The sequence below is a fragment of the Shewanella ulleungensis genome (assembly GCF_014648315.1).
Classification (GTDB): domain Bacteria; phylum Pseudomonadota; class Gammaproteobacteria; order Enterobacterales; family Shewanellaceae; genus Shewanella; species Shewanella ulleungensis.
Map to the genome: position 1 here is coordinate 37641 of NZ_BMQW01000017.1, position 15269 is coordinate 52909.

The following is a 15269-nucleotide window of genomic DNA, read 5'->3' on the forward strand; positions in this document are numbered from 1 at the left end:
ATTTAACAGGAGTCTACTTTGAAAAAGATGGTAAATCGCGCACTAGTAACATTGGCATTAATTGCTACGCCTATGCTTGCACACGCAGAAAAAATTGCTGTGGTTGACATGGGTGAAGTATTTGAGCAGTTGCCACAGCGCGAGCAAATTTCTAAATCATTAAAAGCTGAGTTTGGTGATCGTGTTGCAGAAGTTCAAAAAATGCAGGAAGAAATGCGTTCTTTGGTAGAAAAGCAACAACGTGACGGCGCATTAATGAGCGACACACAAAAAACTGAACTAGTGCGTAAAATGGATTCTCTAAAATCAGAATTCCAATTAAAAGGCAAAGCACTTGATGAAGACATGCGTCGTCGTCAAGGTGAAGAGCAAAATAAGCTATTAGTTCAAGTTCAAAAAGCCATTAATACCATTGCTGGTAAAGAAAATTATGACCTAGTGCTACAACGTGGCGCAGTTATTTTTGTTAAGCCAGAAGCTGATATCAGCGGTAAAGTGGTTGAAGCCTTAAGTAAAGGCAAATAAGTAATATGCAAAAAGTGACTTTAAAAGAGCTTGGCCAGCAATTGGGGGCAACGGTTAAAGGTGATGCCACATTGGAAATTACCAGTGTGGCGACTCTTGAAGATGCGGTCCAAGGTCAACTCTCTTTTTTAGCCAATAGTAAGTACCGTGCTCAGCTTGAGGCAACTCAAGCTAGCGCGGTATTGCTAAGCGAAAAAGAAGCTGAGTTATATCAAGGGAATGCGTTAATTATAAGTGACCCTTATGTTGCATTTGCTCGTGTAGCACAACTCCTAGATACCACGCCCAAGCAAGTGTCGGGCATTCATCCATCTGCACAAATCGACCCGTCGGCTATCATTGGTTCGGGTGCAGCTGTTGGCGCTAATGTGGTTATTGGTGCGCGGGCAATTCTGGGTGAGAACGTCCAAATTGGACCCGGCTGTGTTATCGGTGAAGACAGCATTATTGGTTCTGATTCTCGTCTTTGGGCTAACGTCACCGTATATCATGACGTGCACATCGGACAACATTGTCTTGTTCAATCAGGTACAGTGATTGGCTCTGATGGATTCGGTTATGCCAACGAGCGTGGAAACTGGATTAAAATTCCTCAAACTGGCGGGGTTCGTATTGGTAATCGGGTTGAAATTGGTGCGTGTACCAGTATCGATCGCGGTGCGTTGTCTCATACCGAAATTCATGACGGCGTGATTATCGATAACCAAATTCAAATTGCCCATAACGTGATCATTGGCCAAAATACTGCTATCGCAGGGAGCTCCACGATTGCGGGTAGTACCGAAATTGGTAAATACTGTATTATTGGTGGAAATTCTGCCGTTGCTGGACATTTAAGTATTGCAGATGGTGTTCATGTTTCTGGCGGCACTAACGTAACCAGTATCATCCGTGAGAAAGGCGTGTATTCTTCTGCGACGATCGCAATGGAAAACAAACTATGGCGTCGAAACACTGTGCGTTTCCGTCAATTAGATGAATTATTTAATCGAGTGAAACATCTCGAGAAAAGCACCAAAGGCGAAGAATAAGCCAATTCTGCCTTGATTAAGGAATGTAGTGTGTCAAACCAATTAAACACCATGGATATTAAAGAGATACTTAAATATCTACCTCATAGATATCCGTTTTTGTTGATCGATCGTGTATTGGATTTTACCGTGGGCGAGCAATTGCACGCGATTAAAAACGTCACGATAAATGAACCTTTTTTCCAAGGTCATTTTCCTATTCAGCCGGTCATGCCGGGAGTGTTGATTTTAGAAGCGATGGCACAAGCCACAGGTTTACTTGCTTTTAAAACCATGAGCACCGAACCTTCTCCTGACGTATTGTACTATTTTGCTGGTATCGACAAAGCACGTTTTAAACGTGTGGTTGAGCCAGGCGATCAAATACATTTTCACGTCAAAATGATCAAAGAACGCCGTGGTATCGGAGTATTTATTGGTGAAGCATTGGTTGATGGTGAATTAGTGTGTTCTGCTGAAATCATGTGCGCACGTAGAGAGATTAAAAAGTGATAGATAAATTAGCGTTTGTTCACCCAACTGCCAAAATTGGTCAAAATGTAACAATTGGCCCATGGACATATATTGGTGAAAATGTTGAGATTGGCGACGACACATGGATTAGTTCTCATGTGGTTGTTAAAGGCCCAACCGTTATCGGTAAAGGTAACCGGATTTTTCAGTTCGCTTCTGTTGGCGAAGAGTGCCAAGATAAAAAATATGCTGGAGAACAAACTCGCTTAATTATCGGCGACAACAATATTATTCGTGAGTCTGTGACTATCCATCGTGGTACAACACAAGATCAAAACGAAACCCGTATTGGTTCTAATTGCTTATTTATGGCTTATGTTCATATTGCTCACGACTGTGTCGTGGGAAACAACGTGATTATGGCTAACAATGCTTCAATCGCTGGACACGTGCATGTCGGCGATTGGGTTATCCTTGGCGGTATGACAGGTGTGCATCAATTTGTTCGCATTGGTAATCATGCATTTACTGCTGGTGCGTCACTGATTTTACAAGATGTCCCTCCGTTTGTAATGGCTGCGGGTTCTCCTGCTGTGCCACGTGGCTTAAACCTTGAAGGATTAAAGCGTCGTGGTTTTACTAAAGAAAGCCAGCGTGCGATTTTAAATGCTTATAAAGCTGTATTCCGTAAGAGCTTAACTATTGAAGAAGCGAACGCTGAAATCAGCGAGTTGGCTGACAAAGATGATAATGTAAAAGCATTTATGGAATTCATTAATCAACCTGGTCGCGGCATTATTCGATAGAAGAAATGATGACTCAACGTTCACAAAAAGTATTTGCCATTGTCGCCGGAGAAATCTCCGGCGATATTTTAGGTGCCGGCTTAGTTAAGTCGCTTAAGCAACGCCATCCTGATGCCCGTTTTATTGGTATCGGTGGTCCACGTATGCAAGCCCTCGGATTTGAAAGTCTTTTCTCAATGGAAGAGCTTGCTGTAATGGGGTTAGTGGAAGTGTTATCGCGACTGCCTCGATTACTGCATATTCGTTCAAGTCTAATCAAACAAATTACTGAATTAGCACCAGATTGTTTTATTGGTATAGATGCCCCTGATTTTAATATCGGCCTTGAGCTTAAATTAAAAGCTAAAGGCATTAAAACTGTGCATTATGTGAGTCCTTCTGTATGGGCCTGGCGCCCAAAACGCATCTTTAAAATAGCTAAAGCCACCAATATGGTGTTGTCTTTATTGCCATTCGAAAAAGCGTTTTACGACCAACATCAAGTCCCATGTACTTTTGTCGGTCATACTTTAGCTGATGATATTCCGATGCAAAGTGATAAGTTAGCCGCTCGAGCTGAACTAGGTTTAGACGCTTCAGCAGAATACCTGGCCATTTTACCTGGGTCTCGTGGCGGCGAGTTAGCTCAACTTGCCGAACCTTTTGTTAAAGCGGCTTTGCTCGTTAAACAAGCCTATCCTGACATTAAGTTTGTTACGCCAATGGTTAATGAGGCTCGCAAGCAACAATTTAACGACGCCCTGCAACAACATGCGCCTGATTTAGAAATTCATATTGTTGATGGTCATTCGCGTGAAGTGATGGCTGCAGCCGACTGTATTTTACTCGCATCAGGCACAGCCACATTAGAGGCCATGCTAGTAAAACGCCCAATGGTAGTGGCTTATCGTGTTAGCCCGATAACCTATGCTATTGCTATCCGCATGATGCAAATAAAGAATTACTCGCTACCTAATTTATTAGCCAATGAAGTGATTGTGCCTGAACTGATTCAGGATAATTGCCAGCCGCAATTAATTGCAGATGCTGTAATTAACCAGCTTAACCAAGATTTTACGCCGCTAAATGCCCGATTCGAGCAATTGCATCTGTTACTTAAATGCAATGCCAGTGAGCGCGCAGCCGATGCTGTTGACGCATTACTGACAATAGGACAATCTTAATGACGATGCTGGATACCATTCCTGTAGTAATTAAAAATATCACTCAAGAGCAAGTCGATTTGTTGTCACAAGGGATTGTTGCCGGTGTTGATGAAGTCGGCCGTGGACCACTAGTGGGAGACGTGGTAACCGCAGCGGTGATTTTAGATCCTAATAAACCTATTATTGGTCTAAACGATTCTAAAAAACTCAGTGAAAAACGTCGTAATGCTCTATACCAAGATATTATGGATAACGCACTCAGTGTCTGCGTTGGCCGCGCCAGTCCTGCTGAAATTGATGAGCTTAATATTTTACATGCGACTATGTTAGCCATGCAGCGTGCTGTATCAGGATTAAGCATTCAACCACATCGCGTGCTTGTAGACGGTAACCGGGTACCTGATTTTGGTATTACCAGCCATGCTGTGATTAAAGGAGACGGTTTAGTTGCTGCAATAAGCGCTGCATCTATTATTGCTAAAGTAACCCGTGATGCAGAAATGGCTATATTAGACAGCCAATACCCCCAGTATGGTTTTGCTAAACATAAAGGGTATCCAACCAAAGCGCACTTTGAAGCTTTAGCATTGCATGGTGTGTTGCCTGAGCATCGTAAAAGTTTTAAACCTGTGGCTGAACGTATTTTACTGCAGAATAAATTCTGATATTAAAGACAATAACCTACTTAATCATTGGAGAAACTAGGTTATTTTGATAGTCTAAATCCCGCTTTTTCGTGTTGTTTCATTCATCTTTTTCGAAGAATAATTAATCTATGTCCGATCCTCGTTTTGTCCATCTACGCGTTCACAGTGATTTTTCGATGTCTGATGGCGTCGCAAAAGTTAAGCCTATTCTTGCAGCAGCAGAAAGCCTCGATATGGCGGCGATAGCGTTAACCGATCAAAACAATTTTTGTGGTTTAGTCAAATTTTACAGCGGTTGCCATGGTGCCGGAATTAAACCTATTGTTGGCGCTGATTTTTGGGTGCAAACCCCAGGTTTTGAAAAGGAGTTTTGTGCGTTAACGATTATTGCCATGGACAACGAAGGTTATCAAAACCTAACCCAGCTCATCAGTGAAGCATACTTACGTGGCCAAGTTGATGGTCGGGTTGTGATAGATCAAGATTGGTTGGTGAAGTTCAATCGTGGCTTAATTATATTATCGGGCGCAAAAGAGGGTGATATCGGTAAAGCTTTATTAAAAGGCAATCAAACTCAAGTAGACTCACTAGTTAGTTTTTATCAACAACACTTTAACGATCGCTATTATTTAGAACTGATCCGAACCGGTCGAGCAGATGAAGAACGCTACTTGCACATGGCGGTCGAACTCGCATCAAACAGAGGTTTACCTGTTGTTGCAACTAACCAAGTTGTGTTTTTAAAACAAGATGACTTTGAAGCTCACGAAATTCGGGTGGCGATCCACGATGGTTATACTTTGGTTGATCCTCGCCGGCCTAAAACCTATAGCGATCAACAGTATTTACGCAGTCAAGATGAGATGTGCCAGCTGTTTGCCGATATTCCGTCAGCAATTCAAAACACCATTGAAATCGCCAAACGTTGTAACGTCACCATTCGATTACACGAGTATTTTTTACCGAATTTCCCCACCGGTGACTTATCAATTGAAGACTTCTTAGTCGAAGTTTCACGTAAAGGTTTAGAAGAGCGTTTGGCGTTTTTGTTCCCAAATGAGCAAGTTCGCCTCGAAAAACGACCAGAGTATGACGAGCGCCTCGAGATTGAACTAAAAGTGATTAACCAGATGGGGTTCCCAGGCTACTTCCTCATCGTAATGGAATTTATTCAATGGGGTAAAGATAATGGTATTCCCGTTGGTCCTGGTCGTGGTTCTGGTGCGGGTTCACTTGTGGCTTATGCACTTAAAATTACCGATCTTGATCCGTTAGAATATGACCTACTATTCGAACGATTCTTAAACCCAGAACGTGTTTCTATGCCCGACTTTGACGTCGACTTTTGCATGGACCGTCGTGACGAGGTTATTGACCATGTCGCCGAGCTTTATGGCCGCGAAGCGGTATCACAGATTATTACCTTTGGTACTATGGCGGCAAAAGCGGTAGTACGTGATGTTGGCCGAGTATTAGGCCATCCATACGGTTTTGTTGAACGTTTAACCAAAATGATCCCAGCAGAACCAGGGATGACGCTTGCGAAAGCATTTGAGGTCGAACCGTCGCTTCCTGAAGCCTATGCCGCCGATGAAGATGTAAAAGAGCTAATCGACATGTGCCGCCGCTTAGAAGGCGTAACTCGTAACGCCGGTAAGCATGCCGGTGGTGTGGTTATTGCACCGACTCGGATTACTGATTTTGCACCGCTATACTGTGACGCAGAAGGCTTAAACCCTGTAACCCAGTTTGATAAAAACGACGTTGAAACCGCAGGTTTAGTTAAGTTCGACTTCTTGGGATTACGTACCTTAACCATTATTGACTGGGCATTGCAGATGATTAATCCGCGCCAAGTCAAAGAAGGCAAAGAGCCTGTTCGTATCGAATCCATTTCGCTTACCGATCCCGCTTGTTTCAGATTATTGCAACGTTATGAAACTACTGCCGTATTCCAGCTTGAATCCCGCGGTATGAAAGACCTGATTAAACGTCTACAGCCTGACTGTTTTGAAGACATGATTGCGCTTGTGGCACTGTTCCGCCCTGGTCCTTTGCAATCAGGTATGGTTGATAACTTTATTGAGCGTAAGCATGGTCGTGAAGAAGTGTCTTACCCAGATGCTGAATATCAACACGAATCGTTGAGAGAGCTATTGTCACCCACTTACGGCATTATTCTGTATCAAGAGCAGGTAATGCAGATTGCCCAGGTGTTGTCAGGTTATACCCTAGGTGGCGCCGACATGCTTCGTCGTGCAATGGGTAAGAAAAAGCCAGAAGAAATGGCAAAACAGCGAGGTACCTTTAAGGAAGGCGCGATAAATAATGGCATCGACGGTGACCTGTCGATGAAAATTTTCGACTTGGTTGAAAAGTTCGCTGGTTACGGTTTTAACAAATCGCATTCAGCCGCATATGCCTTAGTGTCGTACCAAACATTGTGGCTTAAAACCCACTATCCTGCGCAGTTTATGGCGGCGGTAATGTCTGCCGATATGGATAACACCGACAAAATCGTCACCTTAGTTGATGAGTGCGAGCGCATGGGCTTACCGCTTATTCCGCCTGATGTGAACAAAGGCTTGTTTAAATTTACTGTTGATGACGAGCTTAATATTGTTTACGGCATAGGCGCGATTAAAGGCGTGGGTGAAGGCCCTGTGGATTCGATTTTAGAAGCCCGCAAAGACGGACCTTTTATCGATTTATTCGATTTCTGTGCCCGTGTCGATTTAAAAAAGCTCAACAAGCGCGTTATTGAGAAACTCATTTTAGCAGGGGCATTAGATACTCTCGGCCCTCATCGCGCCTCAATGATGGCAACATTACCAGAAGCCATTAGCGCTGCGGCACAACATGCCAAAGCAGAAGCTATTGGACAACATGATATGTTTGGTTTGCTCAATAGTGAGCCAGAAGACAGTAAGCAAAACTTTGTCCAATGCACACCATGGCCAGATAAAATTTGGCTAGAAGGCGAGCGTGAAACCTTAGGGCTTTATTTGACTGGGCATCCAATAAACCAGTATTTAAAAGAACTTAAGCAATACACCAATGGTCGTTTAAAAGACATTCACCCAACCGAGCGCGGTAAAACCGTTAAAGCGGCAGGGCTTGTGGTTGCAACCCGAGTGATGATCACCAAACGTGGTTCTAAAATGGGACTGGTTACCCTAGATGATAAAAGTGCGCGTCTCGAAATAATGCTATTTACCGAGCCGTTTGAAAAGTTTGGCCACCTGCTTGAAAAAGACCGTATTTTAATCTGCGAAGGCGATGTCAGCTTTGATGATTTCTCCGGTGGCAACCGCATGAATGCCCGTAATGTTATCGAAATTGGTGAGGCTCGCAGCCACTTTGCTCGCGCAGTTGAAATTAATGTTCAAGGTAATGATGTTACGCCAGAATGGCTTGAAACCTTTGAACAAACCTTGACACCATGGCGCAATGGCGCTGTACCAGTAGTGATTAATTATGTTAAACCAGAAGCCAGCGGTAAAATTACCTTAGGTGATGAATGGCGAGTAAATCCAAGTGATGAGCTCATGTTATCGCTTGAAAGCATGCTAGGGTCTAATAACGTCAAAATCACCTTTAATTAGGCTAACATCATGACACAAACTTCGTTAATGTCTGATTCAATAACAGCAATACAGCTGCTAACGACACTAGAACAAGCCATATTGCCGCTGTATGAGCAAGGTATACAAAGCAAGGCGCAAGCGCCTAAGTTAGTGCTGGCTTACAGTGGCGGTGTTGATTCTGAGGTATTAGCATTTGGTTTGAGTGCATTTGCACAAAAACACCCGCATATCGCTTGTCTGCTTATCCACGTACATCATGGGCTAAGCCCTAATGCCAACACGTGGGTTGACCATTGCATCTCTCGTGCTAATTATTATCAACTGCCTGTACAAATTGAACGAGTGAACGTTAACAAAGGCCCACGAGAAAGCTTAGAAGCGAAGGCTCGCGATGCACGCTATCAGGCGTTTGAACGCTATCTCAATCCTGGAGATATCTTACTTACTGCCCATCACCAAGATGATCAACTCGAAACACTATTGCTCGCATTAAAGCGCGGTCAAGGCCCAAAAGGCTTAGGTGCAATGGCGCCGATGCAATCCTATAAGCAGTCATGGTTGGTTAGGCCTTTACTCTCCATTAGCCGCCCACAAATAGAGCAGTTTGCCGCGCAATATGGTGTTAATCATATAGAAGATGAAAGTAATCAAGATGACAGTTATGACCGTAATTTCTTACGTTTAGAGATCATTCCCCGCTTAAAACAACGCTGGCCAAGTATTGCCACCACTGCAGCAAGAAGCGCAGCATTGTGCGCCGAGCAACAGCAAGTGATTGATGATGAAGTCAGTAATCGCTTACCCCATTGGCTAACCTTACCAATGGATATCGATGGATTAGTAACAGAGTCTAGCGGATTTAAACTGGCAGAATTAAACCAATTAAGCCCTGCTTGGCAAGCATTGTTATTTCGGGGATATTTACAACATTGCAGTGTGAGTTTGCCATCGCAATCGCAATTGCAGCAAATTTTGTCACAACTGCTGGATGCAAAAGATGATGCAAATGTGGCGATTCAATGGGGCGATTATCAAGTTAAACGCTTTGCCAATAGCGCTTATGTGTTAACTAATCTAGCGTTAGCGCCTTTGGATGCCACAAGACTGCAAAATGATATCCGTGCGTTGTTTGCCGGTGAGTTAAATCAAGCTAACGGCAAAGTAGGACAACAGACAGTGAGTTTGCAAATACAGTCGCGTAAAGCTGAATTTGCACAACAAGAAGGTTCAGTATCAACAACACCATTACTTGCATTGCCAGCCACTCACGTACAAGTTACGATAAAATATGGCGCAGCGGGTTCAATTAAATGCCAACCACAGTTCGCCACATCGCAACGTACCAAACCCCGAGAGCTTAAAAAGCTCTGGCAGGAGTGTCAAATTCCGCCATGGCGCCGCCAGCAAATCCCATTAATCTTTTACGATGACATATTAGTTGCAGCCATCGGATTGTGGATAGATAAACGTTACATTGCTCATGCCGGACAACCGGGACTTAGCTTGCCGCTTTTGACAAAGAGATAAAAAAGCGATTAGGCCTAGTCATGTTGACATATGCCATGTTGTTTAAGCAGTGAAGTAGCTTGTGCTTCAATGTTTTCCCCATTTATGTTCGTACCGTAGTTAAACTCAGTAGCAAACCATGAAGAGTCCATGTCTGCTTTATTGTTTAATGCAATGGGCAGTATTGAGCACAATTTACTGACAGCCACATCGAGCTGCTTTGAATCAATTAGTTGTAATGTTGTGGTGGCCATTTGGATTTCAGCTGCTGCAACACTTTGTCCGCCATAAGCAAGTATCTTCAATCCGACAACACCAGCGGTACTCATTCCTAAAATAAAGCTGACAATTCCTATGATGATAATTTTCATATACTTTCCTTGTTTTTACTGGAATGCAAACGACATAATATGTCAATGTGATAGCCTAAGTTAACTATTGCGACATAATATGTCAAGCTTTGAGTTTATTCGTTAACCTTGATTTAAAAAGGGCCGATATACTTCTTTCGATTTACTCACTAGCTGTTACAATTATTTTTCTTAATATTTAACAAAGGATGTTGTCTGTGAATACCTTTCGTTTATTAGCGGTGTTTGGTGTGCTTTTACTACCAAGTGTCAACGCTACACCATTTCAATTCGATGAAAAAACTTACCGCCAAGATGTGCAAACACTAGCCAGTGATGAGTTTGAAGGTCGTGGGCCTTTGTCTCGAGGCGAGACACTTACCGTTGAATATTTAGAAAAAGCCTATAAAGCGATGGGGCTTGCCCCAGGTTTTGGTGACAGTTATCGCCAAGCTGTGCCTATGGCTAAAATTACAGCCGATCAAACAATGCAGCTGACTATAGGTGATGTCGTGTTCAATAACGGCACTGATTTCACTGCACGTACCGAACAAGTTCAACCTCAAGTCAGTTTAGATAACAGTGATGTGGTGTTTGTTGGTTATGGTATTAATGCGCCAGAATATCAGTGGAATGACTACGCCAACATTGATGTAAAAGGCAAAACCGTCATTGTATTAGTTAACGACCCAGGCTTTGCCACTCAAGATCCAAACGTGTTTAAAGGTAATGCCATGACCTACTATGGCCGTTGGACCTACAAGTATGAAGAAGCTGCAAGGCAGGGGGCCAAAGCGGTATTTATTGTCCACGAAACTGCACCAGCAGCTTACGGTTGGAATGTCGTTGAAAACAGTAATACTAATACCAAATACACTTTAGTGGATGATCAAAATAATCAATCACACATAGGCGTTATGGGCTGGATACAACACAACACAGCGCAAAAGGTGTTTCAAGCCGCAGGTTTAGATTTCGACAAAGTGAAACTCACTGCAGCTAAAGCTGGTTTTAAGTCTATACCACTTAAACTCAACGCCAATTTAACAGTAAAAAATACTATTGAATTAGCTACATCCTATAACGTAGCAGGACTTATCCCTGGTACCACTCAAGCCGACGAATGGGTAGTCATGCATGCCCATTGGGACCACTTAGGCAAAACCGTTCAAGACGGTAAAACGGTTATTTTAAACGGTGCCGTCGACAATGCTTCTGGCGTTGCAGGTGTAATGCAGTTAGCTCGTCATTTTAAATTGCAAAATAAAGCACCTAAACGCTCGATTCTATTTACAGCCTTTACAGCAGAAGAAACTGGACTCATTGGTGCGCAATATTTTGCAGCCAATCCACCTGTTCCGACAAAACAACTGGTGTCATTTTTAAATATTGACGGCATGAATGTAGGTAAAGGCGTTAATTACATCCTGCGTTACGGCCAAGGCGTGTCAGAGTTAGAGACCTATTTACATGATGCCGCTAAAGCACAAGGGCGCACAGTCAAAGCCGACCCTCGTCCACAAAATGGCCTTATGTTTCGCTCAGACCACTTTGCCTTAGCGCAACAAGGTGTCCCAGGATTGTTATTTATGAGTTTAGGCGACACCGATCCAGACTACATTGCCCATAAGTACCATCAAGGTGCTGACGATTACGATGTTAACTGGAATTTAGGCGGGGTAGAGCAAGACTTAGCCTTGATCAGCGATATTATTGCAAAGCTTGCCAACAACAGCGACTGGCCAAAATGGCTCGAAGAGTCAGACTTTAAAAAGCGTCGAGTGCAAGACGCTAAGTAGTGTTAGCTAGTTGGATAAAGAGAGGAGGCGAAAGCCTCCTTTTTATTCAGTGTTGTAGTTTTGATAGTTAAATTAGTACTTACTACATTAATAGGGTTCAGCTATATTACAACGCAGAGCAATTCAAATATCAATGTGACTCATTGAAAAGGAAATCATTCATGACGCAATCTAAAGCAAGCGTATCGATAGGCCTTATGGTTTTAAGCCTCACTTTATTAAGCGGTTGTGAGTTTTCCTCTGGCGATAAAATTGAACCAACAATAAAAACCACGGGAATCGATCTTGGAATGTTTACAGAGGGGGCATTTACGCAACCGCCTAAAATCGTTGAGTGTGAAACCGCGCAGGGTACGGTAACAACCTGTTACGAGTTTACGACCTCTGGCGCCCCAGCAGGTCGAGAGCCTGGTCCCTTTTGCCCAAGAAATACTACCGATGGTGCCGAGGTCGGTGGTGCGTGGTTCAGTAAAACGGGCAGTGGCGATTTGGTGGATATCACTGGTGAATTTATCTTAAAACTGGGTGAATACTATGGTGATGAAAAATGGCTCGTTTATGATACCAAGACTAATAAAGTCCGTTATACCGCAACCAAAGAAGCTTGTTTAGGCGCAGCACGTCCAGATGTTGCAGAGCAATACAAACAAAATTGTATCGAGTGTGAACTATCCTATCTTGATGATGACTTCTCTCTTACTTACCTTATACCCACAACGCCTATTCCAGCGGCCCAATCTAGCCGGGTGCATACTGTTGGTATTGCGCTTGATGGTGCAGAATTATCAGGCCCGGCACCGGTAAATGCTATTTTAGGGAGCTATACCATTGCCGCGTTTGATGACTGTGGGGGGCACATTAATGCGCATCAAGGATATCATTATCATTCAACCACAGGTTGTACCGATAAACAGGCAACGACCACCAGTGATGGACATGCACCGCTTATCGGTTATGCGTCAGATGGTTATGGTATTTATGCTATGAGAAATTCTGAGGGAAAAGAGGAATCGTTAGATGAATGCCGTGGCATCACGGATGATACTCGTGGTTATCATTACCATGCGGCAAGCCCGAGTGAAAATATGTTTATTGGTTGCATGCATGGCGAAACGGTCATTCCCGCTGGCGGGCCAGCAGGAGGCCCACCAGATGGAGGCCGTCCACCAGAAGGCGGTAAGCCCCCAAGAGATGGCCACCCGCCAGAAAGAAAGTAATAGGAGCGCAAGTATTCATGCCCATTTCAGTGTCGCAAAGGCGTTTACCAGCCGTAATAGTCACTTGTCTGTTGATGTTAATAGCAAGCTTTTCCCAGGCTCATTCAGGCCATCTCAATGAAAAGGCTGTGAGCGTATGCCATGACAAAGCCCGTTCAGATGACTGCCAGTTTGAAGGTGGGCATCAGGATTTATACATAGGCAGTTGCCAGTATATGTCTGACGCTTTAATGTGCGTTAGAAATCAGCCAATCCAAAAACTGCCAGCGAAAAAGAATGAGTCTGACCCTGTTGCAATGAATAAAGATTAACTTTGTGGCAACTTCATCGAAGTACTTCGTACACGGCAGATGAGCGTAAGTCTATCTGTAACACACTATCCGGCTTTGCTTTTGAGCCGGAATCCAGGTATTTGTTCTTTTTTATGGCCTGCGGCCACTAACGTCGTGGCACTCACCCAGCTCCTGACTGCATTTTAACAGGCTTACAAATGTCGGATAGCTATCCAGTTGCAGCTAGTCTCTCACCTTTATGTGGTGTGTACTGTGCATAAAAACAGTTGTAATGGTTTTTTTGCGTATTTTTAAGTTTAATCGGTTGATAAGTAAACTAAAGTAGTACGAGTAATAATTCACGAACCCTCTAATGCATTGATATTAGTGTCTTTTAATTTATTTTCGATTATTGGGTCCACTTTTAACGCGCAAGCTCGCTATTATGTGTCAGTGGCGTTAAATAAAACTGCTTTGCATCAATAAGATAGTAAATGTAGGATGATATTAATCAATAACTTAAACGGCCGACTTTAAATTTATTTGGCCGTTCAATAAACGTTATGCATAAAGGATTAAGCAATGGAGTCAATTCCACCATACGAAGGAAAGCCTACTGTTTATCTTGATCAAAATGTTTTAGATTTTTTCACTAAACAAGGATTAGGCGAGTTCGGGCAAATACTTATAAATGATTATCAAGTAGTGTACTCAGATGAAACGCTCAAAGAAATTCGTCGCTCTAAAGGTTTTGAAGAAAGCTTCCTTAACGTGCTTAAGAATCTTAAAGCTAACTATTTAAAACTAATCGTTGAGCAACCTCACTTTACTATTACGGACAAGGCGACAATAAGCATACGCGATCCTTTTGATGTATATAAAGAGTATTGTGAAAATAGTGACGATGGTGTCGACATGGAACATGCAATGCAGCAATGGTTGTTCAAATTTTCTGGAGGAAGAAAAGGCGATAGTTTAAATGATATTCATAACGAACAAATCTCCGCATTCTCGGATCTAATGGATTCGATAATGGAAAACTCTGATGAGTTACCCGAAGAAGCTCAAAGACAATTACAAATCTATACCAAGAAAATGACGTCTCAGTACAAAGCAACGTTAGAAAAAACTGAAAGCTTGATGCTTGAGAACATTGAAGATGATAAAAATTGGGATGGTATTAAAGATTTTCGTTCACAGGTTGGAATTGGTCCCAAACAACTTAATAATATTGAACCGCCAAATGTACTTGTCAAAATTTTTGATAAATTAAGAGCACTTCCAGCTTATAGCCAAGTAAACGTGGATATAGATGACTTTTTTCAACTAAAAAAGAATCCTATTTACCCAGAACAGTCATATTTTAAGCACCAAAAAGTGACGGGCATTTATAATATGTTAAACACTTTGGGGTATTATCCAGATTCAAAAGTACACAAAGAAAGACGGTTCATTGCAGCAGCGAGTGATAATAGTCATGCATCAATAGCATCATTTTGTAATATTCTCTTATCCAACGATGAGCATTTTATTAAAAAGGTAAATGCAGCTTATGAGTACCTTGATATACCCACACTAGCGAAACATGTGGAGTTCAATTATGCATAACACATATGAGCCTTCCGCCAGTCAATAGGCGAGCCTAACTTATTTGACTGCTTTTGCAGTCAAATTAAAATCAATCAACAAATTCATCTACTTCGTCTGTCATTTAGCTGTCAAATCATCGTTTACAGCAAACACATATAGAGGCTCTCTTAGTGCGATCTTATCGCTGCCTGACTCTTTTCAATCCGTTGAAATATCAGGGGCACTACGACTAAATGGATTTAGGAGGTAGAGCGACGCAGGAAGCCAAAGCCGAGACATTTATCGGTTAACCCTAAGATGGCACTATTCAAGTCAGAGGTGCTTTTTGCACAGTTAGTTTC

Annotated in this window: 13 protein-coding genes; 12 read left to right on the plus strand and 1 reads right to left on the minus strand. The window is 42.7% G+C overall.

Annotation, left to right across the window (positions count from 1 at the left end):
* Positions 1-27 precede the first annotated feature (27 nt).
* From IEY40_RS19520 to tilS, 8 genes are all read left to right on the plus strand, one after another.
* Entirely contained in the window at positions 28-525 is a 498-nt protein-coding gene (locus IEY40_RS19520; RefSeq protein WP_160053907.1) for an OmpH/Skp family outer membrane protein, read from the plus strand.
* 5 nt (positions 526-530) lie between these two features.
* Positions 531-1556 (plus strand): UDP-3-O-(3-hydroxymyristoyl)glucosamine N-acyltransferase, encoded by a 1026-nt coding sequence (gene lpxD / locus IEY40_RS19525; protein WP_188959217.1) that lies wholly within the window; start codon positions 531-533, stop codon positions 1554-1556.
* 30 nt (positions 1557-1586) lie between these two features.
* Complete coding sequence (fabZ, locus tag IEY40_RS19530) at positions 1587-2048, plus strand: 3-hydroxyacyl-ACP dehydratase FabZ (RefSeq protein ID WP_188959219.1); 462 nt, start codon at positions 1587-1589, stop codon at positions 2046-2048.
* On the plus strand, positions 2045-2815 hold the full coding sequence (gene lpxA, locus IEY40_RS19535; protein ID WP_188959221.1) for an acyl-ACP--UDP-N-acetylglucosamine O-acyltransferase: 771 nt from the start codon (positions 2045-2047) through the stop codon (positions 2813-2815). The genes fabZ and lpxA overlap by 4 nt, the downstream gene beginning before the upstream one ends.
* 8 nt (positions 2816-2823) lie before the next feature.
* A complete protein-coding gene (gene lpxB, locus IEY40_RS19540; RefSeq protein WP_188959223.1) occupies positions 2824-3978 on the plus strand; it encodes a lipid-A-disaccharide synthase in 1155 nt (384 codons plus the stop codon).
* Positions 3979-3983: 5 nt separating this feature from the next.
* On the plus strand, positions 3984-4625 hold the full coding sequence (gene rnhB, locus IEY40_RS19545) for a ribonuclease HII (protein ID WP_188959248.1): 642 nt from the start codon (positions 3984-3986) through the stop codon (positions 4623-4625).
* 110 nt (positions 4626-4735) lie between these two features.
* Complete coding sequence (dnaE, locus tag IEY40_RS19550) at positions 4736-8212, plus strand: DNA polymerase III subunit alpha (RefSeq protein ID WP_188959225.1); 3477 nt, start codon at positions 4736-4738, stop codon at positions 8210-8212.
* Between the two features lie 9 nt (positions 8213-8221).
* Positions 8222-9721 (plus strand): tRNA lysidine(34) synthetase TilS, encoded by a 1500-nt coding sequence (gene tilS / locus IEY40_RS19555; RefSeq protein WP_188959227.1) that lies wholly within the window; start codon positions 8222-8224, stop codon positions 9719-9721.
* 14 nt (positions 9722-9735) lie between these two features.
* Here tilS and IEY40_RS19560 read toward each other — a convergent pair whose 3' ends face one another.
* The gene (locus tag IEY40_RS19560; protein ID WP_188959229.1) at positions 9736-10071 is read right to left on the minus strand and encodes a hypothetical protein; all 336 of its coding nucleotides are present in this window, start codon (positions 10069-10071) and stop codon (positions 9736-9738) included.
* Between the two features lie 188 nt (positions 10072-10259).
* Here IEY40_RS19560 and IEY40_RS19565 point away from each other — a divergent pair, with 188 nt between their 5' ends.
* The 4 genes from IEY40_RS19565 to IEY40_RS19580 all read left to right on the plus strand — a co-directional run bounded on the left by IEY40_RS19565 (position 10260) and on the right by IEY40_RS19580 (position 14946).
* The gene (locus IEY40_RS19565) at positions 10260-11849 is read left to right on the plus strand and encodes a M28 family metallopeptidase (protein WP_188959231.1); all 1590 of its coding nucleotides are present in this window, start codon (positions 10260-10262) and stop codon (positions 11847-11849) included.
* Positions 11850-12010: 161 nt separating this feature from the next.
* Positions 12011-13066 carry a YHYH protein gene (locus IEY40_RS19570; protein ID WP_188959233.1) on the plus strand — a complete coding sequence of 352 codons (1056 nt, stop codon included), beginning with the start codon at positions 12011-12013 and terminating at the stop codon, positions 13064-13066.
* A gap of 17 nt (positions 13067-13083) precedes the next feature.
* A complete protein-coding gene (locus IEY40_RS19575) occupies positions 13084-13377 on the plus strand; it encodes a hypothetical protein (RefSeq protein WP_188959236.1) in 294 nt (97 codons plus the stop codon).
* Between the two features lie 543 nt (positions 13378-13920).
* Positions 13921-14946: a hypothetical protein gene (locus tag IEY40_RS19580; RefSeq protein ID WP_188959238.1), complete on the plus strand. Its 1026-nt coding sequence runs from the start codon at positions 13921-13923 to the stop codon at positions 14944-14946.
* Positions 14947-15269: the final 323 nt, after the last annotated feature.

What these genes read in the sequence shown, in the direction of transcription:
- IEY40_RS19520 (WP_160053907.1), top strand. Translation starts at nt 28, where the DNA reads ATGGTAAATCGCGCACTAGTAACATTGGCATTAATTGCTACGCCTATG.
- lpxD (WP_188959217.1), top strand. Translation starts at nt 531, where the DNA reads ATGCAAAAAGTGACTTTAAAAGAGCTTGGCCAGCAATTGGGGGCAACG.
- lpxB (WP_188959223.1), top strand. Translation starts at nt 2,824, where the DNA reads ATGACTCAACGTTCACAAAAAGTATTTGCCATTGTCGCCGGAGAAATC.
- rnhB (WP_188959248.1), top strand. Translation starts at nt 3,984, where the DNA reads ATGCTGGATACCATTCCTGTAGTAATTAAAAATATCACTCAAGAGCAA.
- dnaE (WP_188959225.1), top strand. Translation starts at nt 4,736, where the DNA reads ATGTCCGATCCTCGTTTTGTCCATCTACGCGTTCACAGTGATTTTTCG.
- tilS (WP_188959227.1), top strand. Translation starts at nt 8,222, where the DNA reads ATGACACAAACTTCGTTAATGTCTGATTCAATAACAGCAATACAGCTG.
- IEY40_RS19560 (WP_188959229.1), bottom strand. Translation starts at nt 10,071, where the DNA reads ATGAAAATTATCATCATAGGAATTGTCAGCTTTATTTTAGGAATGAGT.
- IEY40_RS19565 (WP_188959231.1), top strand. Translation starts at nt 10,260, where the DNA reads ATGTTGTCTGTGAATACCTTTCGTTTATTAGCGGTGTTTGGTGTGCTT.
- IEY40_RS19570 (WP_188959233.1), top strand. Translation starts at nt 12,011, where the DNA reads ATGACGCAATCTAAAGCAAGCGTATCGATAGGCCTTATGGTTTTAAGC.
- IEY40_RS19575 (WP_188959236.1), top strand. Translation starts at nt 13,084, where the DNA reads ATGCCCATTTCAGTGTCGCAAAGGCGTTTACCAGCCGTAATAGTCACT.
- IEY40_RS19580 (WP_188959238.1), top strand. Translation starts at nt 13,921, where the DNA reads ATGGAGTCAATTCCACCATACGAAGGAAAGCCTACTGTTTATCTTGAT.